Here is a 23,745-nt window from a genome sequence, read left to right as displayed (position 1 = left end):
ATAAACTATCAAAATGGTTTGATGTACACCTTAACATCGCTTGGCTTTGCCATACATCATAATAAGGGAAGGTATATTAATGTTATTTTAACAAAAGCCCAAGAAAATGGTATATTACAAGATATTCTTGCTTCTAGAAATATTGCACAGTATTTAAATATTATAGCGTATACTTTAACGCCACTTAACTTTGCTATATATAAAGGCAATAACGAATGTATCAATTCTATTTTAATACGAGTTCAAAATAGTGATACACTACGAAATATCCTTACTTCTAAAGATATTGTGCAGCTTCCAGGCGTGACGTATGTCATTAAACCATTTGCCTTTGCTATATATAAAGGTAATAATGAATGTGTCAATTCTATTTTAATACGAGCTAAAAATAGTAGCATGCTACAAGGTGCATTTACTGAACTGTACTGTTTCCATATGGTAGATATACTTTGAATGCTTGTGAGCTAGCTGTAGTTGTTAATGAGAACAATGCTAGTATTAGGACTGCATTAGATAATGTATCTATTTCTTCTAGGTATGTTAGAGAAAATAGCAAAGTTAATTAATTTCTTAAGTAACTCTTTCTTGCAAGTACTACTTTTTTATGTATCTATTCAGGCAATGGCGTTAACTTAAGAGAATAAATTAGCAAGCTCTCCTAAAGACATTATGGCGTTTAGGCTTATCTACTTTATTGCGGCTATACAATCTTCACGTTAACTTTAGTGCGTATTTTAAAAAGGGTTTGAAAGTTTTTTGGTGCTAATAAGCACCTGATAAAGTTTCTGTCTCATTACACCAAATAAAACTGAAAAATTTAAACGATACTCAGCAATTTGATCTGGGTTCCAAGGTTCTTGTGCATCACGCATATGAAGTATTGCACATGACCAAGTTTGCACAAAATTCTTGTTTCTAAATTTATCCCAGAAAAATTCTCTAATTCTGCTTCTACTTTGAGTCGTTTATAGCACTCCTCTATGTGACACCTTAATAGACAAGCTTTACTGATATCTTCTTTATTGAAATAAAATAGAAACCAAAGGTCCTATTTTTTACAGTATTTTACTCCTTAACATCTTTCCTTAAGTTGACGCCATTGGGCTTTGTTGCATCGCTATCTACGGTGGATAAAAGATAAAAATGTTGAATATCAATAGCTTATTATTCTAGCATTTATAGTAAGGACAGTCAGTAAATATCTAAATTTAAGTAAAAGAAGTTTTACTATCATTCACTAATCTAGCTAGAATTCAAGAATTTCAATGCTTTAGCTATTTTAAGTAGAATTAAATTTACTAGTACAAACAATAAATTACTATTCTTAAATTTGATCGGATTGATTGCAAAAAATAAGATTTTCAATAAGTTGCTTGTATAGTTAGCCTTTTATAGATAGTGATGCAACAAAGCCCGCTGAAATCTAGTTCATATTATATATTTATCTGATAAGTTCCATGTATGTGTAATTTATTTAAATTGACTTCTTATCATATAATTAAATATATTATTGAAAATTAAAGGTAAGGTTGTGGCAATGGAAATTTCAAATTGGCACGAATTATTGAGTTTAGTTAATGTTGACAAAGATTTAAGCAAAGATAACGTAATTGAAAAAATACAAAATGAGCTGAAAAGATATTCAAAGGAATATGAAAAGTGGGAAAAGTCTGGCTTTGATATAAATTATGTGTTTAAAGATGGTGAAAAAGTGACTCTTTTGCATTTAGCTGCTTTCTGTAACCTAGAAAATATAGTGAACGCTCTCATAGAAAAAGGTGCAAATGTTAATGAAAAAGGTGCGGGAGGAAAGACTCCTTTATGTGGTGCTGTTTTATGTGACAACATGGTCATGGTAGATGCTCTAATAAAAGAAGGTGCCGATGTTAATGTAGTAGATATATTGAGAAGGGCTCCTTTACATTGGGCTGCTTTACGTGGCAATATGGTCATGGTAGATGCTCTAATAAAAAAAGGTGCCGATGTTAATTCAGTAGATATATGGGGAGAGACTCCTTTACACTATCTTAATCGTTCAGCAATTAAGAAAGGGTGGATTGCCGGTGGAGTAACTGCATTATTAGGTACTGCTATATCTATAGCACTTTTTACGGCCGGAGCAATTACAGCTGAGTTAATACCTATAGTTATAGCAGTAGTTGCAATTACAGCAACAGCACTAATAGTTGGCAATGCTATATATAAATTGTCAAAGCCTGATACTCAAGTTGATAAACCAATCTTAGCACAAGAAACTGCTAGCAATAGTAGGGTTACCTAGCGATTCTGCCACAGTGTCAGCTGTTTCAATGATATCCATTTGTCCCTATAATTGTCTTTTCTCGCCTACCTTACTTTACCACTCTGCTGAACAGAGACAAATTTACTTTCTTACTTCACCCACCATAACTCTAATATGACGTTTCTTTCCTGCAGATAATTTGATAAATGGCTGACCTTTAAAGCTTTCAGAGTTTATTATATAGTTAATATCATTTATAGTATTATCATTAACTTTACATCCATTTCCCTGTATTAAACGCTTTGCTGCACCTTTTGAAGGTTCAAAACCGGTGTCATGCAGCAAGTCTATCAGGAGTATGCCATTTGTAACTTGTTCTCTTGTGATAGTGTAACCAGAAAGCAATGAACTGTCTTGATTTTCAAAAGCAGAGATTGCAGTAAGTCGTGCAACTTCTGCTTCTTTATCACCATGACATATTCTTGTTACCTCTGTTGCCAAGACCTTTTTTGCTTCATTTATTTCTTGATCCTTCAAGGACTCTAATTTTTTAATTTCATCAATTGGTAAATCAGTAAAAAGTCTCAAGAAATGACCAACATCTTGATCATCAACATCGCGAAAATATTGCCAGTAGTCATAAGAATTTAGCATACTGCCATCAAGCCATACTGCCCCACTTTCAGTTTTGCCCATCTTTTTTCCTTGTGCGTTTAATAAAAGAGGTGTGGTAAGACCAAACAGCTCAGGTAAATTTAACTTTTTGCCAAGTTCAATTCCGTTTACTATATTTCCCCATTGGTCCGACCCTCCAATTTGCAGACAACAGCCATATTTTTTATTCAACTCGACAAAATCATAGGCTTGTAACAACATGTAATTAAACTCGAGAAAGCTTAGATTTTGCTCCCTATCTAGCCTAATTTTCACACTATCAAAGCCTAACATGCGATTTACAGAAAAATGTGTCCCTATATCACGCAAAAAGTCTATATATTTTATGTTATCTAACCAATCTGCGTTGTTTACTATGATTGCACCAGTTTTTCCATAATCGAAAGATATCATCTTCTCGAGGGTTTTCTTTATACCAAGTATATTTTGATTGATATCTTCTATCGGCAAGACGCTTCTTGCTTTGTCTTTACCAGATGGGTCGCCAATTTTTGTTGTGCCACCTCCAAGTAGAACTATTGGCTTATAACCGAATTTTTGTAGGTGACGGAGCATCATGATTTGAATGAGACTGCCAATATGCAAACTTGGTGCCGTACAATCAAACCCAATGTATGCAATTATATAATTATCTTGTGATAATAGCTGGTCTAACCTATCAATGTTTGTACATTGATATAGGTATCCTCTTTCTTGAATGAAGTTTAAAAACTCGGATTTATGTTTCATAATATGTTATTTTGTGTGTAAACGGTGTTGTTAACGATGGCGTCATTCCAGTGCTTGACGCTGGAATCCAGTTTATTATGAAATTTCATCAAAAATGTTGTATAGTGTGCTCGTTTATGATTAAGTTTTCTAGATTCCAGTGTCAAGCACTGGAATGACACCACCAACTTCATAAGAGTTGCCTTCAAAACTACAACATTTGAGCAATTGTATAACAGCTACCTGAATAATCAATTCCATAACTCTTCTATCTTATAATATTCTCTTACTTCTGGCCTGAATAGGTGAACCATTATACCTTGAAAATTCACAATCACCCAGTTACCTTCATCCATACCTTCTACATCTATTTTATCGTATTGCTTGAGATTTTTCATCACGTGCTCAGCTAATGCTTTTACATGGCGGCTCGAATCACCGGATGCAATGATCATATATTTTGCAATGACAGTTTTATTCTGCAAATCAAAAGTAACTATATCTTGACCTTTGTTTTGATCTATTAAATCTACAATTGTATTTTTTATTGATTCTGTATCACCATTCATTATTCTAAATTATATAATTTATCTGTAATTATACACTCAAAATTTCTGAATATGAATTATTTTGATATGCTTCTAGTGTAACGTTTATAATACATATATTTGTAATATATGATAGTTTTCTGATGGTATGATCATTTACTTAATCGGATTTCCAGGTAGTGGCAAACTTACGATTGCAAAAGAGCTGTGTAATATTATTGATGGGGTGATAGTAGACAATAACCTGTTTAATAATATTATATTTGATATGATTGACTTCAGAAATGCTGAGGTTACAAGTGAAATATGGGAAAAAATTTTTGTGATTAGAGAGAATATGTTAGCAATATTGGAAAAACACCATATAGAATCAAAGCATTATATATTTACAAACGAATTGATAAAAGGTGATTACTATGATCAAAGAGTATACAAATCAGTGGTGAATTTAAGTAAAAAAATGAATGTGGAGATTCTCCCTGTGGTGTTATATTGTAATAGTGGAGAACTAGTAAAGCGCGTTCAATCAAAGGGAAGAGAGCGGGAGAGAAAAATTACTGATTCAGATTTTGCTATGAGAAGAATTAAAGAAAAGAAACTATTTGTGCCTCAAGGTTCACTTAAAATTGATAACTCAAACTTAAGCGCAAAAGAAGTTGCAAAAAAAATTGTTGAAAAAATGAATAGTAAAAAAGTAGTTGGAACTTCTATGATAGATAATTTAGCAGCAGAGAGCATTTGTGATTAGTGAAGAGAAAGAGTATCGCCCTTGTGTTGGCATAATGTTATTTAACAAACAAGGAAATATTTTTATTGGAAAACGCTTTGATAGTGACTCTTATTGGCAGATGCCACAAGGTGGAATTGATGATGGTGAAGAGCTAGAGCAGGCAGCGCTACGTGAGCTATTGGAGGAAGCTGGTACTGATAAAGCAGAAGTTGTGGCCCAAAATAAAGATTGGATATACTACAACTTACCCGAGGAAGTTATACCAACATGCTGGAATGGGAAGTATTCTGGCCAAAAGCAAAGGTGGTTCTTAATGAAATTTTGTGGGAAGGATAAGGATATTAATATTAACTATACTGATCATCCAGAGTTCAAAGAGTGGCGTTGGCAAAATGTAGATGATTTGGTAGCCAGTGCCATACCGTTCAAAAAAGAAGTTTATAAAAAAGTGATAGAAGAGTTTTCTTCTATCATAAAAGGATCTATTTATGATAATTGATTCTCATTGTCATCTAATTTATTTTTCTGGTGATGAAATACCAAAGGTAATTTCAAGAGCAGAGCAAAATGGTGTGAGAATTTTGCATAACATATGTATAAGCATTAATGATATCCCTAAATTATTAAAAATCTCTTCATCCTATGATCAAGTCTACTGCTCCGTTGGTATACATCCGCTTAATACTACTGTGGAAAAAGGTGAGTGTATAAATGCTGATGAATTGATTGAATTTACTAAGGGCAAAAAGGTAATTAGTATCGGTGAAACCGGATTAGATTTTTATAAATCTGATAACAAAAGCTATCAGAAAGAAAGTTTTGTATCACACATAGAAACAGTAAGAGTAACGGGATTACCTTTAGTTATTCACACTAGAAATGCTGATAGTGAGATGATTGATATGTTAAATTCAGAAATGAAGAAAGACGCTTTTAGTGGAGTAATGCATTGCTTTGCTTCTTCTAAGGAGCTTGCTTATAAAGCTATGGACTTGGGATTATACATTTCATTTTCTGGAATTATTACTTTTAAAAATGCGAGCTTACTCAGAGAAATTGCACAAAATGTACCACGTGAACGTGTTTTAGTTGAAACCGATGCACCTTATCTATCTCCTGAGCCTTACAGAGGAAGAAAAAATGAACCGGCAATGGTGAAATATGTTGTGAATTGTTTAGCAGAATTATGGAATGAATCGCCGGAACAAGTAGCAAAAATAACTACAAATAATTTTTTTAAGCTGTTTACAAAACTTGAGCTCAAAGAAATTATATAGGACAATTAATTTAGCCGACAAAGCTCTTCCACTGCATTTACAGATTTATTGAACATCTCTTGTTCACTATCATCCATCTTAACTTCTAGAATTTTCTCAACTCCATTTTTGCCAATAATAGTAGGAACACCAATGAATAAGTCTTTCACACCATATTCACCATTAAGATAAGCAGCGCATGGTAATATACGCCTTTTATCTTTTAAGTATGATTCTAGCATGCTTATGGCTGAAGATGCAGGAGCATAGTATGCAGATCCAGATTTAAGTAGATCAACTATTTCTTTTCCACCATTACGAGTGCGCTCAACTATTTCATCAACTTTTCCTCGCGTAATCAAACCCATCTCAATGATTTGGGTAAGTGGAATGCCAGCAATTGAAGCATAATTGATTAGTGGTACCATAGTATCACCATGTCCTCCAAGCACAAAAGCAGATACATCTTCGACAGAAATATTTAACTCACTTGCAAGAAAATAACGAAAACGAGCAGAGTCAAGCACTCCTGCCATACCAACAATCATATTAGTTGGCAGACTTGAAGATTTGTGTACTACTGAAACCATAGCATCTAAAGGATTGGTAACCACTATTACAAATGCGTTTGGAGAATGTTTTTTAATATTTTCCCCAACCTCTTTCATTACTGCAGCATTAGTTTGCAGAAGGTCATCTCTGCTCATTCCAGGTTTTCTGGCAATGCCAGCAGTTATTATAATTGCGTCAGAGTTTTTTATATCTTCATACCTATTTGTACCAGTAATATTGACATTAGATCGATCAATAGGAGATGATTCTGTAATGTCAAGCGCTTTACCTTGTGGTATTCCATCGCTGACATCAAGCAAAACAATATCTCCTAGCTCTCTTAGTGCAATCATATGGGCAAGCGTTCCACCGATATTTCCTGCGCCAATCAAAGATATTTTTTTTCTTTGTGCTGTCATTTTCTACTCCTTTATATTTACTTTTGTGGCTTTCCTACCTTCCCAAGGGGATAAGCTGTCAAACATACGAAAATCTTGCGGTAAGTCTATAGGATTATATACAACCTTTTTTGCCTCTATATCGTATCTTACTTCCTCGTAGCCAGTGAGAGGAAAATCTTTTAACATTGGATGACCTTTGAATCCATAATCCGTTAAAATCCTACGTAAATCTGGGTGATCAGAAAACTCTATTCCATACATATCAAATACTTCACGCTCAAACCACGAAGCTGCGTTAAATATCTTTGCTACACTTAGAGGTATATCACCTTCACATAACTGAAGCTTTATGTGCACTCTGATATTGTGTACAACGCTGAGCAAATTGTATATTAGCTCGAAACGTTTTTCTCTATCTGGGTAATCAACTCCAAAAACGTCAACTAATAATTCAAGCCTACACTTTTCATCATCACGTAGAAAGAGTAAGTGATTTTCAATGTCATTCAAAGCTGAATATATTACAATAGTGCCATCATTTTTCTGAATACATTCACATTTAGTCTTTTTTTGTATGTATTTTGCAGTTTTATCCATGCTATATATTTTTAGTTCGTTTTATTTTATTTTGTAGACATAGCATTCCATATAGCAACGCCTCAGCAGTTGGAGGGCATCCAGGAACATACACATCAACTGGCACAATTCTATCGCAACCACGGACTACTGAGTAAGAATAATGATAATAGCCACCGCCATTTGCACAACTTCCCATAGAAACGACGTATTTGGGATCTGCCATTTGATCATAAACTTTACGCAATGCTGCTGCCATTTTATTAGTTAACGTGCCAGCAACAATCATAACATCTGCTTGCCTTGGGCTTGCACGAAAGATTATGCCATATCTATCAAGATCATAACGACTGGATGCAGTGTGCATCATCTCTACTGCGCAACATGCAAGACCAAATGTCATTGGCCACAATGAACCAGACCTTGCCCAGTTCATTATATAATCTATTAAATCACCAAATTTAGTGATAAGAAAACCTTCTTTTTTGTAACGATTCCAGTCGCCATTAGATAAATTTACTCCCATTCCAACGCACCTTTACACCACTCATAAATAAAGCCTATAGTAAGTATTGCAAGGAATATCATCATAGACCAAAATCCGTAATAGCTTATTTTAGATAAAGAAACGGCCCAAGGAAAAAGAAAAGCAATTTCTAAATCGAATATTATGAACAATATTGCAACTAAGTAAAATTTTATGTCGAAACTTTTTCTGGCTCTTGATAAAGGATTAAAGCCACACTCATATGTAGAAAGCTTTTCACCATCTGGGTTACTGACTGCAAGAAACATAGGTAATACACCTAAAGTAAAGGATAATACAATTGATACACAGATAAAAATTAATATAGTTAAATATTCACTCATTTAAAAAACATATAACACTATGAATTTACATGCTTTCCTAATCTTTTACCACCTAAAATATGTATGTGAAAGTGCGGTATAACTTGCTCTCCATCTTTACCGTGATTAGTAACTAATCTATATCCTGTTTTTTCTAAGTTATATTTATGTGCTATTTCTCTAACAGTTTTAAAAAAACTTACTATTTCCTCTTCGGAAGCTTTCAGAACAAAATCATCGTATGAAACGTATTGAGCTTTTGGTATAACTAGAATATGAACTGGTGCATCAGGATACTTATCACGAAAAGCTAGCACATTTTCATTTTTATGTATTTCCTCATAAGACAACTCACCTCTTAATATCTTAGCAAAGATATTAGTGTCATCATAAGCTGTACTACCCATACTTTATTAAATTCCTGGTCCTCTTCTATTTTGCTTATGATTTGGTGTAGAAGGTGGGCTTATTGCTGCTTCGCTAGAAGCATCTTCAAGACTTGAAACGTCTTTTAGCTGTATATCTTGTCCACGCAAAACTGACCCATAGTCCATTTGGTGTCTTTTTGAAAACGTTTCTATTCTATTTGCCCTTCTTGCAGCAATAACTTCTGGTTGTAAATGATACATATCTCCAGGAACAGTTAGGCTATGATAACTTTCCTCTATTTGAACTTCTTTCATAACACTCTCCATAATTTATTTCCCCCTACCTCTTATGCTTTCGCAACTTTCAAAATCTTGTTTAATAGCTTTTTGCCAATTATTTAAAATTTTCTCTGATGATTTTTCTTTATCCATAGGCCTTACAACTTCCTGTGACTTCTGCTTTTTACTATCATATCCACTATACAACTTTTCTGCAATACCATACAGCAATTTCCGATCTGTGTGAACTTTAAACTCTCCACCAGTAATTTTTGCCAAATTTTTAAGATCACAATCAATCTTATTATAAATTCCTTCAAGAGCGTACTTTTTCATTACTTTTTCATCCATACCTAGATTTTTATCTTTTATTTCTTGGATAATCTTTTCAACATCAACTTCAATTACAATTTTGTTTTCTTCTCTAAAAATAGTTATATTGGGCAGATCTTCCCTTATTTCATCTAATTTCTCTGGACTCAAGTAAGGTATATCCCCCGTTAAAGTTCTTGACGCTAAAAAACTTACCTTACCTTTTTCTTGTTTTATTATTTGTATGCCAAGGTACTTACTAGCTTCTGTGGTTTTTATAGGTGGGTCATATTTCTCTTCTTCTTTAGGTACATCACTCACAGCGTTTTTTAATGAAACTTTAGCATCATGCTTCATTTCATCAATTGAAGCAAACGGTTTCTTTATAGGATAAATAAGTGCTTTAGGCACAAGAAAAAACACGCCTTTTATCTTAGCCAAAATAGACTTTTTATTTGACTCATCTTTTGCCATACATACCTCCAAATCACTTTCTACAATCAGATGGTAAAATACACCTAATTATAGACGAAAATATTTAAGCTTGTATATCTATTGTAAGATGAAATTATAGAAATAGCAATCATTATTTGTACATTACCAAAGTATGTAGTATTTTTGCTGCTTTTCTTGTTCAAATTACCTTTAAAGATAAATTATGTTAAAATGGAACGCAAATAATATTATCGATGCTACTGGCGGAAGAGGGGAGGGTGTTTGTAATTCGGTATATAGCTCAAATATTTCAACGGATACAAGAAGCATAAAAAAAGGTGATTTATTTATTGCTCTCAAGGGAAAGAAATTTGATGGGCATGATTTTCTACATGAAGCATTTTTAAAAGGAGCTGTTGCTGCGGTAGTAAGCGAAGATAAATATAGAAATTTTCCTCTAATTATTGTGCAAGATACTCTAAAAGCTTTGCATAATATGGCATCATATTACATTAGAAATATTCTTGTTAATGCTAAAGTTATCACAATTACAGGTAGTGTTGGGAAAACCACTACAAAAGATATGCTTAACACTGTTTTGTTGCATTATGGAGTATCTCATGTAAATGAAGGTAACTTGAATAATAATATAGGATTGCCTTTTACGATTCTAAAAGCGCCAGAAGATTGCCAGTACTTAATCCTTGAAATAGGAATGAGTAGAGCTGGTGAAATAAAAGAGTTATCGGAGATTAGCAATCCGGATATTGCAGTTATTACCAACATTGAACCTGCGCATGTTGAAAATTTTTCATCTCTACTTGATATTGCGCAAGCGAAATTAGAAATTCTACATGGTATGAAAAATAATGGTACTTTGGTTTTGAATAAGGATAATGAACATTATGATTATCTCTTATCAAATGCTAACAGAAATGTAGTAAGCTTTGGTAAGAATGAAAGTGCTACTATTTGTTTGTTAGACCTAATAAGAGACGATAACGGTCTAAATTTAAAAATCAAACTGAACAATGGTCAAATTATGAACTGTAATTTACCTGTAAAAGGCGAACATTTTGCATACTCTGCATTAGTTGTTACAGCAGTTTTGCAAAGTCTCGAACTTGATTTATCTAAATTACCACTAGTGCTTGAGAATTTTACTGTAACAGAAGGTAGAGGTAATGTTCATCAAGCTAAATACAATGGAAAATTAGTACATTTGATTAACGACTCCTATAATGCTAACCCTACTTCAATGAAGGCTGCAATAAGAACTTTAGGTACATATTCTAATTTAAGAAAAGCGGCACTACTTGGCGATATGTTAGAACTTGGTAATGAAAGCATAGTATTTCATACAGAATTGCTTGACTCTATAGTAGAACAAAATGTGAATAAAGTTCATACGGTTGGTAAATTTATGTTAGAATTGAATAAACTTTTACCGGAGAATATAAAAGGCATGCATTTCGATGATTCTAACAAATTGAAAAGTAATTTAGCTAATATTGTTCAAGATAATGATGTAATTTTAGTTAAAGGTTCTCATGGAATGAGAATGGACCTTATAGTGCAGGAATTCACAATAGAATATTAAATAAAACTATTGTATTAATTTAAAGTTAAGTTATTGGAAGTTTTAACTGTGATAAAACGTATAGTTATTTTTGGTGGAACGGGATTTATAGGAAAACACATCGTAAGACGCTTGGCAGCGGCGGGGTATTTAATAAGAATATTTACTCGTGATCAGGAAAAAGCTGCTTGTCTGAAGTTATGTGGAAATTTAGGACAAATATCAATAATTGAAGGAGATTTTTTTAATGAAAAATCAATTTTAGAAAGTATGGAGGGGTGTGATGTTGTTATAAATTTAGTAGGAATATTATATGAAAAAAGAAAATACGATTTCTATGACGTTCATGTTGGAGTAGCTGAAAGAATAGCAAAAGCTGCGCAAATAAAAAGTGTATACATGATGATACATTTTTCTGCCATGGGAATAGAAAATAGTAAGCTGTCAAGATACGCCCAAAGTAAATTAGAAGGTGAAAAAGCTGTAACTTCAGCATTTCAGGGAGCAATAATAATTAAGCCAAGTCTTGTATTCGGTAAAGAAGATAGTTTCTTCAATAAATTTGCAAGATTAGCAACAATTCTTCCTTTTTTGCCGTTAATCGGTAGTGGAATAACGAAATTTCAGCCGATATGTGTAACAAACTTAGCTGAAGTGGTATATCGTATTATCAGCTTTAATAAGCAAGATAAAAAAATTTATAATATAGGTGGACCAAAAGTTTACTCTTTTAAAAGCTTATTAAAGTTTATTCTGAATGTGACTAACAGAAAGTGTCTACTGATCAATGTACCTTTTCCAATGGCAAGATTGATAGCCTTTTTCTTAGAAAGTAAAGTTGTTTCTGTGCTGTTAAAACCTATAACCGGAGATGCAAGCCCTATACTTACTCGAGATCAGGTGAAAGTTATGATGAATAGTTCAATCGAAAAGTCAGATGATCTCGGAACAATGAAAATTAGACCACTAGCAATTGAAAATGTGGTACCAGAATACTTGAAAATTTATAGAAAGCATTGATAGAAGAATGTGCCCGGTAGGATTCGAACCTACGACCCACAGCTTAGAAGGCTGTTGCTCTATCCAACTGAGCTACGGGCACACATCATATATAAAATGCTTCTTAGTACACGTGAAGTCAAGTATTTCTTGTGAATATAATGTTTGTGATAATATCTCAAAACTTTGTCAGTACAGCATGTAACGATAAAACTGAGAAAAAAGAAACGTGGGTAATAGGAAGTCTAATAGCGCAGTAACACAGAACCCCAGGCTAAACCTGCACCTATTGAAATCAGCAATATCAGATTTCCTGACTTTATTTTTGATTCTTGTACTGCATAGTCTAAGGCTAGTGGAATTGACGCTGCTGAGGTGTTTGCATGCTTATCAACTGTATTAATTACTTTTTCTATAGGAAAATCTAATTTCTTTACTACTGCTTCAATAATGCGAATGTTTGCTTGATGGGGAATTAACCAGTCAATATCAGTAATCTTCAAACTATTGCATTTTAGAGCTTCCTCTACTGAGGCTGTTAATTTCTCTACTGCATGTTTAAACACTTCTCTTCCATTCATAAGTATCTTTCCAGAATCACGAGTAGAGGATATTCCTCCGTTTGTACATAATAAGTCCACATTGCCATCAGAGTGTAAGTTTGTTGATATAATGCTACTGCTACTCATTTCTGATTTCATTATCACTGCACCAGCACCATCACCAAAGAGTACACAAGTTGACCTATCTTCCCAATCAACAATCCTAGACATTATTTCAGCACCAATAACAAGCGCGTATTTAATTCTATCGTTAGACTTTACAAGTGAATCAGCAACTGTAACTGCATATATAAAACCAGAGCATGCTGCCTGTACATCAAAAGCAAATGCGTTTTTACATTTTAATTTACTTTGTATAATCGTTGCACAGCTAGGAAAAGTTTTGTCAGGTGTTGTTGTTGCAACTATGATCAAACCAATTTCATCTATTGAAATTTTCGCTTTTTCTATAGCATTTTTCGCTGCATTAACAGCTAAATCTGACGTTAGTTCTCCTTCATCTGCTATATGTCTTTGAACTATTCCTGTTCTTTGCCTTATCCATTCATCGTTTGTTTCAACTATCGATGCAATTTCGTTATTACTCAAAATTTTTTTTGGTAGGTAAGAACCAGTGCTCAATATGAAACTTTTATTCAATATGACTTACCCCGTTAATTATCTTCTGGTTTAAATTTTCACTGATTGCATTTACTGCAAATTTTATAGCGTGAGCAAAAGAAATAGCATCAGAATTTCCATGGCTCTTTATAATGATACCATTTAGCCCTAAAAACATAGCTCCACTTCTAATTTTAGGATTAAAACGCTCTAATGCTTTATTTAGCTTGGGTTTCAACAATATGCCGACAAGCATTTTTGTCATCCATGAATTAAATACTTCCTGTTTTATTAGACTGATAAAAGTACCAGCAGTTGCCTCAGCTGTCTTGAGCATTACATTACCAACAAAACCATCAGCAACAATTACGTCTATATTACCATCTAAAAATTCACTTGCCTCTATATATCCTTTGAAGTTAATACTTGGAGCATTTTTGAGTAACTCAAAAGCTCCTCTTACTGAGTCAGTACCTTTCACTTCTTCTGTACCAATGTTTAGCAAAGCGACTTCAGGATTTTCAACTTTTAATGCTATTTTTGCAAATATACTCCCCATTAATGCAAATTGAAATAATGAGTCAGTATTACAGTCAACATTTGCACCAAGATCAAGCAATGCAAAGCTTTTTGTCTTAGTTGGACAGATAGATGCAATAGCAGGACGATAGATATTGGGTAATGTTCCTAAAATAAATCTGGAGATAGCCATCAATGCTCCAGTGTTGCCTGAAGACACCATTCCAAAGGCTTTACCTTTTTTCACTGCTTCAACAGCTGCCTTCATACTTGAATCTTTGCGATGTCTCAGTGCAAAAGAGGGTTTATCATTTGGAAGAACATTATCAGAGCAATGGGTAAATTCGGAGTTATCGCTTACTTTTTTGTATTTTGAAAGCAAAGGAGATATTTCTTCCTGATCTCCATAAATATGAAAAAAAACTTCAACACCTGGGTCAACAAGATTATCCAAGAAAAAACTAGCACCCTGAATTACGGAAAGAGGTGCAAAATCCCCTCCCATAGCATCAAGTGCGATAACTATGTTGTTGTTAACCGTGGGTAACATATCATGAGTTACTCCGCCTTTTGTTTAATGAAAACACGTTTTCCTTTGTAACTATTGTCAACTGCTATGTTGTGAGGCAACATGAATTCTCCAGTTGTTGCACATACCACAATATTCTTAGGCTTAATAGCATGATGAGAACGATGCATATTACGCCTTGACTTTGACTTTTTTCTCTTCGGAACTGCCAAAACTTACTCCAATTCAATTATATAACACAATTTATTAGTAGCATGTTTTTTACAAGAAGTAAATAGCGAAATAAGTAAGGTTTTCTTATACAATTCAGTCTTATAAACTTAAACTCAAGCATTTTGATCAAAGTATATTGAACTTAAGACATATCTTGACTATACTCTGGCGAAGTTAATAAAAATTTTAATAAAATCAGTAAAACTAATTTTAGCTAAGATAAATGTAAAGTGAGTTCCTTTAATATAGACAGCGTTAGAATAATCGGTAGATGCTTTATGAACTTTCTGTTGAGGATTGGTAACACATTTGTATTTTTTATTCAATCTCTATACCACTGCTTTATTCCTCCATATTATTTTAGCAATGTGGCAAGACAAATTATAGAGATAGGCTTTTTCTCTTTGCCAATTGTTGGGCTCACTGGAGTTTTTATAGGAGCAGTGATAGTTTTACAGAGTAGCTTAAGTGGTATATTGATTAATCAAGAACAAGTAGTACCTAAACTTGTTACGATCACTATCATTAAAGAGTTAGGGCCAGTTTTGATCAGCTTAATAATGGTAGGAAAGGTTGGGTCCTCAATTGCAGCAGAAATTGGCACGATGCGCATCACTGAACAAATAGATGCACTTACAACTTTGGACATCAATCCTTTCAAATATTTAATTGTACCAAGAATTCTAGCGTCAGTTATAGTATTTCCAATACTTACAGTATGTGCAGATCTAATAGGAATATTTGGAGGGTATGTCACCGCAGTCTTTGAATTTAACCACAATTTAAATATATACATAAAATATACAGCTCAATTCTTTAATATGTACGATTTTATTGTTGGGCTGATGAAAGCGACTGCTTTTGGCGCCATAATTTCTGTTTCAAGTTGTTATTACGGTTACCATTGTAGGGAAGGTGCACGAGGAGTAGGTATTGCAACAACATCAACTGTTGTTATATCCTCTATATTGATAATTTTAGCAAATTACTTGATTACTTTAATACATGCATAGCCCCATAATATCAATATTGAATCTAAGCTTATCCTTTGATGATAGAACGATATTAAACAACATAACTTTCAATATATCGAAAGGAGAATCATTAGTCATACTTGGCGGCTCAGGAAGTGGTAAATCTGTATTAACGAAAATAATTATTGGATTATTGACACCAGACTCAGGGTCTATTAAAATAAATAGCAAAAGCAAAAATAAATTTGGAGTCTTATTTCAAAATTCCGCTTTGTTTGACTATGTTACAGTGTGGGAAAATATATCTTTTAATTATAAAAAACGCTTTAATATCAGTATAAAGGAGGCAAAACGCCTAGCAATCGAGAAGTTAAATGACGTTGGACTGGAAGAAAACATAGCAGACATGTTTCCAGTAGAGCTATCAGGTGGAATGAAGAAAAGAGTGGCACTTGCAAGAGCAATTGCACACAACCCAGAAATTATTGTATTGGATGAGCCAACTTCAGGATTAGACCCAATCATGTCAGATGTAGTAAACGAGATAATAATAAAATTATCTCAAGATCTTCGTCCTACAATTATCACGATTACACATGATATTCATAGTGCATTTAAAATAGCTGACAAAATAGCAGTATTATATGAAGGGGAGATCATTTCTCACGGAACTGTTCAGGAAATACAAAATACTAACAACGAATATATAAAAAAGTTCATTTATTGTATATAGCTACAGGTTTACAAACGATATTGTGGATGCTATAACTAGCCTAACTTGAGATATCGACAACCTTCGGTCTGTTACTAGTGTAGTGCTACGGTGGTATAGTGTGTTAGCTATAAAACAGCGCATTAAATATAGATAAAGTAACTTGTATCAATTTTTATTATCATGCCAATTCCAACTGAAGAAATTTATTGAATTTATTACTTCACGCTAAAATAATATACTTTACTATTCAACAGCAATTACAACTGATGATTTTATTTCATTCCACTACCTGCTGACTTACTTTCTGCTTAGCATATCCATCAAATCAGATTCTTTGAGTTTACTATGGTCAACTTTACTGAACTTATTCACCATAGAGCTCATTTGATTATACTGCTTAATTAGAAGATTAACGTCAGTTACACTTGTTCCAGAACCCTTAGAAATTCTAAGTCTTCTTTTGCCATTTAAAATATCTGGATTTTGCCTTTCTTTTTCAGTCATTGAGTTTATGATGGCTATATATTTTTTCACTTTATTGTCATCTGGCACGCTGCTACTTAGCTTTTTTGTGAATGAACTAGGGATGAATTTCATTATGTTGCTAATGCCATCCATTTTACTCAGAGTTTTTAACATTCCCACTAGGTCGTTTAGGTCGAATTTACCCTTTTTTACTTTCTTTTGTAACTTATCAATTTCTTCCTGACCAACAATCTCAGCAGCTTTTTCAACCAATGATACAACATCACCCATGCTAAGTATCCTTTTTGCAATTCTATCGGGATAAAAATCATCGAGGTCACTTAATTTTTCACCACAAGCAATAAATTTAATTGGACAATCGGTGATCATTTTCATAGAAAGAGCAGCACCACCACGTGCATCACCATCAACACGGGTAAGAATAATGCCGGTTACACCTATTGCCTCATTGAATGATTTGGCAATATTGACTGCATCCTGGCCTATCATTGCATCTGCTACTAAAATAACTTCTGCGGGTGAAACTATTTCCTTTACGGATTTCAACTCATTCATCATATTATTGTCAATATGAAGCCTGCCTGCGGTATCTAGTATTAATACATCACAACTATCGCTCTTTGCTGTTGCCAATGCCCTTTTTGTAATTGCAATAGGCCTCTCATTTATCACTATAGATAAAGTTTGTACGTCTATTTGTTTACCCAGTACCTCAAGTTGTTTCTGAGCAGCTGGCCTATAAATGTCTAAAGAGGCAAGCATCACTTTTTTCTTTTGCTTTTTTAGCTTTAAAGCAAGCTTTCCTGAGGTAGTTGTTTTACCTGCACCTTGTAAGCCCACCATCATAATCACAGCAGGGGGTTTAACTGCTAGATTTAAGTCACTTTTCTCTGATCCGAGAACTGCAACTAAATTATCCTGCACAATTTTAATTATCATTTGTGCTGGAGAGACACTTTTTATGACTTTTTCTCCAATCACTTTATCTTTAATGTCATTGATGAATTTTTTTGCAACTTCAAGTGAAACGTCAGCTTCAATTAAGGCCATGCGTATTTCTCGCATGGCAAGATTAAAATCATCTTCAGAAATGATTGACTTTCCTCTCAGTTTATTAAATACAGAATTTAAACTTTCAGTTAACGATTTAAACATAATAAAATTAGTAGAATGCTCATTAAAAAGAGAGAAGAAGATGAAACGAAACTCACTGAGTTATAACTCAGCACTTCTTTAAGTTTAGTAACATTATTAAAGTATAAACTAGTAAGTGAATTAGTCAAGTTTTGCAGTAGATTGGCAGACATTTCTCTCACTTTAAGGACCAGTTGATTGAACAGCAAGACAATATAGGGTATGAAAGCTCTAAAAATCCAATCAACATCCATTTTAAAATTTATTCTTGGGTAAAATAACCTGCGTAAAGGAATAAACAGTAAAGTGGTACATAATAACAAATTAAATTGCGACAAAATATTTTTTGTGTTGTACACAAAATCGAAAATTGAATGTTTATTGTAAATAGGCAAGTAAGGATTGCTAGCGATTACACATATAAATGCCAAAATAATTATGGATATTTTGCCTTCCCTCTCTGCTAAAGGTTTTGACTTACTTTTTGCAATAAATATGTAGTAAAGAAATTTGAGTCCCACACTTAAATGAAGCAGCAAATTTAGAACCTTATATAAATTTTTATACCCTTTTAAGGCAACAGTGTTCATTTCAATTTCAGCTGTGATATATGATTTACTGATAAATCCAGCAGTTCCAGGAAATGCAGCCATTGTAAGTATTGCGATTATAGCACACATGCCTTCCACTGACATCAGTTTACCTACTCCATTAAAACTAATTGTTTTTGTTCGTGAAATAATCGAATTACTAACTACAAACAATAATGATTGATAAACAAGAGAGAAGATTATATGCAGTATCAAAATTGGTATTGCCTTTTCCGAAGGGCTGAGTAAACCTCCTGCAATAATCAGCAAGCCCATTTGTCCTACAACATTATAGCATAGAAATCTACGAATATTTTGCTCAAGAGAAGCAAATATAATGCTGTAAATTACAGTGATGGCGCCTACAAGCGCTAATATTTCAGTACAATCTTGCCATAGGTTATAAGTGTGTAAAAGCATCACTAAAAAAGAGACTTTAGTGGTAAATAAAGAGAGATATGTAGTGCCATGTAGTGATGAAGCGGGATATGCATCAACAATCCAAAACGAAAAAGGAAAGCAAGCACAGTTTATCAATAAACCTAAAATTATCAGGTTAGTACTTTGCAGTGCCAATCCTGCTGTTAATATAACTCCAACGAAAAAGTGTACACAAGCGTACCTTATTGCAGGTCCACTATCTCTACAGCTAGCTACGATAATAAAAAATGCACTGATGGTCATTAATTCAAAGAATATTATAACCAATATCATCTGCTTGGATAAAATTGCACAGAGTGAACAGGTAGTGTAAGCAGCAAAAGATAGCATCTCTGAAAAAGTCAAATTTTGTGTTGGTAGAACAGCTAAAAATGCAACTGACAAAAAAGATATTAGTACGATACGAAAAGATAAATCAAAATTTAGAACTGGATGAGACCAATTCAGTATAGCACCTAAATTTTCAGGTAATGTTAGGACTATCACTATTAATGCAGTTAGTAGAAGTAACAGTGACGATTTATAAAGTTGCACAGTGATGTAAACCAGTATGGTTTATGCTACCTCAATATACGAATAAAAGCAAATTGCATATTAACCACTAATTAAACTAATTACCATATAATTATATCAGGATTTAGAGGGTTATAGAGAAATCGGTCAGATTAGATTAAAAATCTAATCTGACCGATAGCTTTAATAGTGAGGTAAGCTTTAATATAGCACTCCTAATTCATAGTGCTACACTCGTGCATAATTTATTTTTAATTTGTGCACGAGCGTTAGTAAATTATTTACTTTTTGAGATAAAATTTTGCATCACTTTAATATCCAGAACTTTATTAAGTCTGCCAGTTGAGAGTTATTTATTCCCTTTCTTTTAAGTATTTGCATAAGTCAAATGAAGCTGCCAATTTTTAATTTACTCATTCGACTTTTATAACTTTTGCAATGTTTGATTCTATTAAAGAACTTTGTTAATATAGTCTTTAACGTTTTTTTAGATACCGTTGTGGTGTTTTAGTATAAATTCCGCTAACAAGTCGCTGAATATTAAATTGTTTTTAGCCTGTATCAAGCGTTGTAATTAAGGAATTTGAGCAGCAGATACTGGAACTCAGAAAGCTCTTGAGTAGCTGTATAATGAAAATTAGATTATAAAATCCTCTGACAGCACATTCTGTGTTGTATTATTATCCATAACTGTGTAATCAATATTATATTTATCGAATTCATTGCGCATCCTAGTTAAATGTCCTTTATCATGATCCAAAAGAACACTTACGTAGCTCAAGCTATCATTAAAAAGATCATTATAAATTACTGGAAATTGAACTGTGTAGGATGTTGTACACTCATCTTGACCGTTATTATCTTTACAAAGGGACATTTTTCCTGTTTTGCCAGTATCATCTTTAGTAGAAATAAGAAATTTCATACTTACGTCTTCGTTTTTTGCTACAAACTCCTTACACTTTCTACTTTTTGCAGAACACGGTCCTATAGCTATAGAGTAGCTTTCTTTTGGAAGTGTGAATATTAACTGATGTGTCATAATGCTACCTTAATAAAAAATGCTATTGTAGCATAGATCTATTAATAAATAATATATACTGTAGTATAATTAGTACGAAGGGGATTTAATCAACCTCAGTAGGTTTACCAGTTGGACCCATAAGGATTATTTGCTCTCCTTCTCTTAAGCCTCCGCACAAATTAGTGGAGCCACCAGTTTCAAGTACAATAGTGGAAATAATTCCTTTTTTTTTGTCTACTTCAGTGCCGGTTACAGCTATACCTTCCATAGCAAGGTTTGTATTATTGGCTTTTCTGTTATTGGTTTCAAAATTTTGCAACCTAAAGAATTGTCCAGGTTTAAAATTCTTTGCCGCAAGAGGTGCTTTGATCACTATTTCCACAACTTTGTTTGTTAAATATTGAACTTTTATAACCTTTGCAGTGAATTTTTCTTTAATTTTATTAAAGAATTCTTCATTGGCCAGGTGTTTTGAAGCACGTTGATTAGCTACTCGGCTCAAAAGCTGAGAAATGATAGGGTAACCATTCTTAGCGCTTGCCATAGCTTTCACGACGCTGCCGCTATACGAAGGATGAAGGTCACCAAAAAAGCTAATTGTTTTATTGCTTTGCTTATGCACTAATATTCTATCTTTATCCTGCATTTTAGGAGAAAATATTGGGTCTATTTCTTTTTCTGATGAATTCAAATGAGTAAAATACCCATTGCTTAATTTAAAATGCTTTTTATCTTCTGTTGCAATAACTGTATTTGGCTCAGTACCTGCTGCTATAAAAATAGAACGTGCTTTCATGCATTTGATTTCGCCGGATTTTGTGTCTATTAGTTTTATTGATTCAGCATGGTTATATTTATCCGTCACAACTTCAACTGGCTCTAAGTTTTCAATAAAGTAAATCCCTTCTGATAGTGCATTTTGCACCTCTTCGCTATTTAATCGATAACTTGGTGAATTTTTTAGATCTTTTCTATATACAATTTTTACTCCCCCAAGACTCTGCATTAACTCTAATATTTTTATTTCTCTGTTTTCTTTTTTTGCTAGCGCTTGCTCTGCTTGGATCAATTTTGCGTGTGATATGAGCTCATTTGCAATTTCATATTCTTCTTCTGTCCAATCTTTTTCGACATATTTCTTTCCATACTTATCAACCAATATTTCATAACGAAGAAGAAATTTTTCCACTTGAATAGGATAGTAAGCTAAAGCTTCAGTAGCAGTATCAATTGCAGTGAGTCCTGCACCTATGACAACTATCGGCATGCGAACTTGCAGATTTGCTATAGAATCACACTTAAGAGCACCTGTTAGTTGTAACGACATGAGAAAGTCGGATGCCATGCGCACTCCACGAGCTAGTATGTTTTTTATTTTAATCATTCGTGGCTTACCAGAGCCAAGTGCCAAGGAAATGTGATCAAAACCCAAGTTGAACGAGTCATCAACAGTTATCGTACCTCCAAAACGAATTCCTCCATAAAGTGCGAAATTCTCACGTCTTTCCAGTAACAGTCTGATAATTTTTAGGTAATTTTTATCCCATCTGGAAGTTATGCCATACTCTGCTACTCCACCAAATCCGCCAGCTATGCGTTCACTTAGTTTTTCATGCTCGAAATCTTTAATTAACTGGAAATGATCAATCAAAGGTTCTATCTTTAATCCATCGATGGCGATAACGTTATGTCCATCATTTAACAAATGATGAGCTAAATTAAAACCCGCAGGACCAAGTCCTACAACTAGAACGTTTTTTCCAGTATTTTCTTTTGGCAATGGACGCTGAAAATTTAAAGGATTCCAACGGCTAAGCAGAGAATATATTTCAAATCCGTACGGCAAATTGAGTACGTCGTCCAAAATCCTTGTTTCAACCACTGGCACATTTACAGGCTCTTGTTTCTGATATATGCATGAGTTCATGCAATCATTGCATATTCTATTCCCAGTAGCTGCACATAATGGGTTATCTATCATCACAATTGCAAGACTTGCTATGCTATATCCTTCGCTTTTTACCAGATTCATTTCTGATATTTTCTGCTCTAGTGGGCAGCCGTGCAGCTCAACTCTAAGTGGAGACTTTTTGAAAGTGTTGTCATCATTGATTAGCCCCTTTGAGCAGCTGTCCTTACTTTGCTTATGACAAAATATGCAGTAGTGAGCATTATCTAGTGCTTTATTCAAACTCACCTTTTTGCTTGTTAGATCAAAACCATATCTTCTTTTCACCTCATTTGAATACAGAACCTCAACCTCGTCTACTTCTTTTTTCAAGAATGATACGAGATTTTCGTAATCAATTTTCTTATGTATGCTAAATAGTATACTCTGTTTGTTTTTCACTCTCCAAACTGCATATTGAGCCGCAAGTTCTATTTCTTCTTTGTGATCCTCTTTATTTTCAAGCCAATTCATTACCTGCTCAGAAAAGTTTTTTTCTGTTGTTGGTAAAGTAAGGAAACTATTTAACCTGTTGGTTACATAATCAATATTTACTACATCAGTGTATTTCTTCAATGCATAGCGCTGAACAAAAAACCTTTTGCATCTGTATATTACAGCAAAGTCGTTGTGTTTTTTCTTTAGTTCCTCTATTTCTTTTTCAATGTTGAAAAGTTTTGCAATGAATTCATCAAGTAAATATGAAAGGTCTATTATTAACTGGCTATTACAATCATCTGTCATCCAAGTAGCTGATACTGGAATCCATCCTTCTTGTTTTCTAGATCCCAGTGTCAAGCACTGGGATGACATCGAAGAAGAAGCTGCTTTTTCTCTTGCTTCAATTAATGAACAAAACAAGCTTTCATCGGACGATTTTATGTAATCTAAAAACGCCTCATCTAACTTTATTAATTCACTACGAGTGTATAAGTTTGAAAATGAGATTTTGAAATTCAGTTGCATCTTTATACTATACAGCGTACA

25 protein-coding genes, 1 tRNA gene and 1 pseudogene are annotated in these 23,745 nt (G+C 33.6%); 9 read left to right on the top strand and 18 right to left on the bottom strand.

What is annotated here, in order from left to right:
* The first annotated feature begins 21 nt into the window (after window positions 1-21).
* Window positions 22-453 carry a hypothetical protein gene (locus ABWU64_RS05635; protein WP_353279492.1) on the top strand — a complete coding sequence of 144 codons (432 nt, stop codon included), beginning with the start codon at window positions 22-24 and terminating at the stop codon, window positions 451-453.
* A gap of 192 nt (window positions 454-645) precedes the next feature.
* On the opposite strand, the pseudogene ABWU64_RS05630 reads toward ABWU64_RS05635, so the two are convergent.
* A pseudogene (locus tag ABWU64_RS05630) lies at window positions 646-1,027 on the bottom strand (IS4 family transposase); the annotation flags it as partial.
* A 510-nt stretch (window positions 1,028-1,537) separates the two neighbouring features.
* On the opposite strand from ABWU64_RS05630, the gene ABWU64_RS05625 reads away from it, so the two are divergent.
* Window positions 1,538-2,281, top strand: coding sequence for an ankyrin repeat domain-containing protein (locus tag ABWU64_RS05625; protein WP_041581520.1), 744 nt, complete (start codon window positions 1,538-1,540; stop codon window positions 2,279-2,281).
* 102 nt (window positions 2,282-2,383) lie between these two features.
* Here the strand turns inward: ABWU64_RS05625 and tyrS are convergent, their stop codons facing one another.
* A complete protein-coding gene (gene tyrS, locus ABWU64_RS05620) occupies window positions 2,384-3,646 on the bottom strand; it encodes a tyrosine--tRNA ligase (RefSeq protein ID WP_353279491.1) in 1,263 nt (420 codons plus the stop codon).
* 230 nt (window positions 3,647-3,876) lie between these two features.
* Window positions 3,877-4,194, bottom strand: a complete 318-nt coding sequence (rsfS, locus tag ABWU64_RS05615; protein ID WP_015588220.1) for a ribosome silencing factor — start codon at window positions 4,192-4,194, stop codon at window positions 3,877-3,879.
* Between the two features lie 127 nt (window positions 4,195-4,321).
* On the opposite strand from rsfS, the gene ABWU64_RS05610 reads away from it, so the two are divergent.
* Genes ABWU64_RS05610 through ABWU64_RS05600 form a run of 3 tightly spaced genes read left to right on the top strand, consistent with a single transcriptional unit; the run spans window position 4,322 to window position 6,180 of the window.
* Window positions 4,322-4,921 (top strand): AAA family ATPase, encoded by a 600-nt coding sequence (locus ABWU64_RS05610; RefSeq protein ID WP_353279490.1) that lies wholly within the window; start codon window positions 4,322-4,324, stop codon window positions 4,919-4,921.
* Window positions 4,914-5,402, top strand: coding sequence for an RNA pyrophosphohydrolase (locus tag ABWU64_RS05605; protein ID WP_015588274.1), 489 nt, complete (start codon window positions 4,914-4,916; stop codon window positions 5,400-5,402). Before ABWU64_RS05610 ends, ABWU64_RS05605 begins: the two co-directional genes overlap by 8 nt.
* Window positions 5,392-6,180 carry a TatD family hydrolase gene (locus ABWU64_RS05600; protein ID WP_353279489.1) on the top strand — a complete coding sequence of 263 codons (789 nt, stop codon included), beginning with the start codon at window positions 5,392-5,394 and terminating at the stop codon, window positions 6,178-6,180. The genes ABWU64_RS05605 and ABWU64_RS05600 overlap by 11 nt, the downstream gene beginning before the upstream one ends.
* Window positions 6,181-6,185: 5 nt before the next feature.
* Here ABWU64_RS05600 and mdh read toward each other — a convergent pair whose 3' ends face one another.
* Genes mdh through ABWU64_RS05565 form a run of 7 tightly spaced genes read right to left on the bottom strand, consistent with a single transcriptional unit; the run spans window position 6,186 to window position 9,970 of the window.
* Window positions 6,186-7,130 carry a malate dehydrogenase gene (gene mdh, locus ABWU64_RS05595; RefSeq protein WP_341815683.1) on the bottom strand — a complete coding sequence of 315 codons (945 nt, stop codon included), beginning with the start codon at window positions 7,128-7,130 and terminating at the stop codon, window positions 6,186-6,188.
* A 3-nt stretch (window positions 7,131-7,133) separates the two neighbouring features.
* A complete protein-coding gene (locus ABWU64_RS05590) occupies window positions 7,134-7,709 on the bottom strand; it encodes an NADH-quinone oxidoreductase subunit C (RefSeq protein WP_264374529.1) in 576 nt (191 codons plus the stop codon).
* A gap of 1 nt (window position 7,710) precedes the next feature.
* Window positions 7,711-8,214, bottom strand: coding sequence for a NuoB/complex I 20 kDa subunit family protein (locus ABWU64_RS05585; protein WP_015588278.1), 504 nt, complete (start codon window positions 8,212-8,214; stop codon window positions 7,711-7,713).
* Window positions 8,205-8,558, bottom strand: coding sequence for an NADH-quinone oxidoreductase subunit A (locus ABWU64_RS05580; RefSeq protein ID WP_015588279.1), 354 nt, complete (start codon window positions 8,556-8,558; stop codon window positions 8,205-8,207). Before ABWU64_RS05580 ends, ABWU64_RS05585 begins: the two co-directional genes overlap by 10 nt.
* A gap of 17 nt (window positions 8,559-8,575) precedes the next feature.
* Window positions 8,576-8,944, bottom strand: a complete 369-nt coding sequence (locus ABWU64_RS05575; RefSeq protein ID WP_006014413.1) for an HIT domain-containing protein — start codon at window positions 8,942-8,944, stop codon at window positions 8,576-8,578.
* A gap of 6 nt (window positions 8,945-8,950) precedes the next feature.
* On the bottom strand, window positions 8,951-9,232 hold the full coding sequence (locus tag ABWU64_RS05570) for a hypothetical protein (RefSeq protein WP_341815684.1): 282 nt from the start codon (window positions 9,230-9,232) through the stop codon (window positions 8,951-8,953).
* Between the two features lie 3 nt (window positions 9,233-9,235).
* Entirely contained in the window at window positions 9,236-9,970 is a 735-nt protein-coding gene (locus ABWU64_RS05565) for a hypothetical protein (protein ID WP_015588282.1), read from the bottom strand.
* A 184-nt stretch (window positions 9,971-10,154) separates the two neighbouring features.
* On the opposite strand from ABWU64_RS05565, the gene ABWU64_RS05560 reads away from it, so the two are divergent.
* Window positions 10,155-11,531, top strand: coding sequence for a UDP-N-acetylmuramoyl-tripeptide--D-alanyl-D-alanine ligase (locus ABWU64_RS05560; RefSeq protein WP_353279488.1), 1,377 nt, complete (start codon window positions 10,155-10,157; stop codon window positions 11,529-11,531).
* A 48-nt stretch (window positions 11,532-11,579) separates the two neighbouring features.
* The gene (locus ABWU64_RS05555) at window positions 11,580-12,530 is read left to right on the top strand and encodes a complex I NDUFA9 subunit family protein (RefSeq protein WP_015588284.1); all 951 of its coding nucleotides are present in this window, start codon (window positions 11,580-11,582) and stop codon (window positions 12,528-12,530) included.
* Window positions 12,531-12,538: 8 nt separating this feature from the next.
* Here the strand turns inward: ABWU64_RS05555 and ABWU64_RS05550 are convergent.
* From ABWU64_RS05550 to rpmF, 4 genes are all read right to left on the bottom strand, one after another.
* Window positions 12,539-12,612 (bottom strand) — tRNA-Arg (locus ABWU64_RS05550).
* 142 nt (window positions 12,613-12,754) lie between these two features.
* Window positions 12,755-13,711, bottom strand: coding sequence for a beta-ketoacyl-ACP synthase III (locus tag ABWU64_RS05545; RefSeq protein ID WP_353279487.1), 957 nt, complete (start codon window positions 13,709-13,711; stop codon window positions 12,755-12,757).
* Window positions 13,704-14,741, bottom strand: a complete 1,038-nt coding sequence (plsX, locus tag ABWU64_RS05540; protein ID WP_015588286.1) for a phosphate acyltransferase PlsX — start codon at window positions 14,739-14,741, stop codon at window positions 13,704-13,706. Before plsX ends, ABWU64_RS05545 begins: the two co-directional genes overlap by 8 nt.
* An 8-nt stretch (window positions 14,742-14,749) precedes the next feature.
* The gene (gene rpmF / locus ABWU64_RS05535; RefSeq protein ID WP_006014434.1) at window positions 14,750-14,932 is read right to left on the bottom strand and encodes a 50S ribosomal protein L32; all 183 of its coding nucleotides are present in this window, start codon (window positions 14,930-14,932) and stop codon (window positions 14,750-14,752) included.
* 231 nt (window positions 14,933-15,163) lie between these two features.
* Between rpmF and ABWU64_RS05530 the strand changes: the two genes are divergently transcribed.
* Window positions 15,164-15,946, top strand: coding sequence for an MlaE family ABC transporter permease (locus ABWU64_RS05530; RefSeq protein ID WP_353279486.1), 783 nt, complete (start codon window positions 15,164-15,166; stop codon window positions 15,944-15,946).
* Window positions 15,939-16,640, top strand: coding sequence for an ABC transporter ATP-binding protein (locus ABWU64_RS05525; RefSeq protein ID WP_015588287.1), 702 nt, complete (start codon window positions 15,939-15,941; stop codon window positions 16,638-16,640). Before ABWU64_RS05530 ends, ABWU64_RS05525 begins: the two co-directional genes overlap by 8 nt.
* A gap of 279 nt (window positions 16,641-16,919) precedes the next feature.
* Here ABWU64_RS05525 and ffh read toward each other — a convergent pair whose 3' ends face one another.
* The 4 genes from ffh to ABWU64_RS05505 all read right to left on the bottom strand — a co-directional run bounded on the left by ffh (window position 16,920) and on the right by ABWU64_RS05505 (window position 23,724).
* Window positions 16,920-18,263, bottom strand: a complete 1,344-nt coding sequence (gene ffh / locus ABWU64_RS05520; protein ID WP_341815686.1) for a signal recognition particle protein — start codon at window positions 18,261-18,263, stop codon at window positions 16,920-16,922.
* Window positions 18,248-19,807 (bottom strand): proton-conducting transporter membrane subunit, encoded by a 1,560-nt coding sequence (locus ABWU64_RS05515; RefSeq protein ID WP_341815687.1) that lies wholly within the window; start codon window positions 19,805-19,807, stop codon window positions 18,248-18,250. Before ABWU64_RS05515 ends, ffh begins: the two co-directional genes overlap by 16 nt.
* 616 nt (window positions 19,808-20,423) lie before the next feature.
* The gene (locus ABWU64_RS05510) at window positions 20,424-20,828 is read right to left on the bottom strand and encodes a hypothetical protein (RefSeq protein ID WP_341815688.1); all 405 of its coding nucleotides are present in this window, start codon (window positions 20,826-20,828) and stop codon (window positions 20,424-20,426) included.
* Window positions 20,829-20,913: 85 nt separating this feature from the next.
* On the bottom strand, window positions 20,914-23,724 hold the full coding sequence (locus ABWU64_RS05505; RefSeq protein WP_341815689.1) for an FAD-dependent oxidoreductase: 2,811 nt from the start codon (window positions 23,722-23,724) through the stop codon (window positions 20,914-20,916).
* Window positions 23,725-23,745 lie beyond the last annotated feature (21 nt).

This window comes from Wolbachia endosymbiont (group B) of Xanthorhoe designata, assembly GCF_964028585.1.
Lineage (GTDB): Bacteria > Pseudomonadota > Alphaproteobacteria > Rickettsiales > Anaplasmataceae > Wolbachia.
This window is presented reverse-complemented; position numbering and strand designations above follow the sequence as displayed.

Excerpts from the sequence above, each read along its gene's own strand:
- ABWU64_RS05565 (WP_015588282.1), bottom strand. The coding sequence starts at position 9,970 with ATGGCAAAAGATGAGTCAAATAAAAAGTCTATTTTGGCTAAGATAAAA.
- ABWU64_RS05570 (WP_341815684.1), bottom strand. The coding sequence starts at position 9,232 with ATGGAGAGTGTTATGAAAGAAGTTCAAATAGAGGAAAGTTATCATAGC.
- ABWU64_RS05585 (WP_015588278.1), bottom strand. The coding sequence starts at position 8,214 with ATGGGAGTAAATTTATCTAATGGCGACTGGAATCGTTACAAAAAAGAA.
- ffh (WP_341815686.1), bottom strand. The coding sequence starts at position 18,263 with ATGTTTAAATCGTTAACTGAAAGTTTAAATTCTGTATTTAATAAACTG.
- ABWU64_RS05510 (WP_341815688.1), bottom strand. The coding sequence starts at position 20,828 with ATGACACATCAGTTAATATTCACACTTCCAAAAGAAAGCTACTCTATA.
- ABWU64_RS05590 (WP_264374529.1), bottom strand. The coding sequence starts at position 7,709 with ATGGATAAAACTGCAAAATACATACAAAAAAAGACTAAATGTGAATGT.
- ABWU64_RS05610 (WP_353279490.1), top strand. The coding sequence starts at position 4,322 with ATGATCATTTACTTAATCGGATTTCCAGGTAGTGGCAAACTTACGATT.
- ABWU64_RS05600 (WP_353279489.1), top strand. The coding sequence starts at position 5,392 with ATGATAATTGATTCTCATTGTCATCTAATTTATTTTTCTGGTGATGAA.
- ABWU64_RS05625 (WP_041581520.1), top strand. The coding sequence starts at position 1,538 with ATGGAAATTTCAAATTGGCACGAATTATTGAGTTTAGTTAATGTTGAC.
- ABWU64_RS05525 (WP_015588287.1), top strand. The coding sequence starts at position 15,939 with ATGCATAGCCCCATAATATCAATATTGAATCTAAGCTTATCCTTTGAT.
- mdh (WP_341815683.1), bottom strand. The coding sequence starts at position 7,130 with ATGACAGCACAAAGAAAAAAAATATCTTTGATTGGCGCAGGAAATATC.
- ABWU64_RS05505 (WP_341815689.1), bottom strand. The coding sequence starts at position 23,724 with ATGCAACTGAATTTCAAAATCTCATTTTCAAACTTATACACTCGTAGT.
- tyrS (WP_353279491.1), bottom strand. The coding sequence starts at position 3,646 with ATGAAACATAAATCCGAGTTTTTAAACTTCATTCAAGAAAGAGGATAC.
- rsfS (WP_015588220.1), bottom strand. The coding sequence starts at position 4,194 with ATGAATGGTGATACAGAATCAATAAAAAATACAATTGTAGATTTAATA.
- ABWU64_RS05560 (WP_353279488.1), top strand. The coding sequence starts at position 10,155 with ATGTTAAAATGGAACGCAAATAATATTATCGATGCTACTGGCGGAAGA.
- ABWU64_RS05635 (WP_353279492.1), top strand. The coding sequence starts at position 22 with ATGTACACCTTAACATCGCTTGGCTTTGCCATACATCATAATAAGGGA.
- plsX (WP_015588286.1), bottom strand. The coding sequence starts at position 14,741 with ATGTTACCCACGGTTAACAACAACATAGTTATCGCACTTGATGCTATG.
- ABWU64_RS05580 (WP_015588279.1), bottom strand. The coding sequence starts at position 8,558 with ATGAGTGAATATTTAACTATATTAATTTTTATCTGTGTATCAATTGTA.
- ABWU64_RS05575 (WP_006014413.1), bottom strand. The coding sequence starts at position 8,944 with ATGGGTAGTACAGCTTATGATGACACTAATATCTTTGCTAAGATATTA.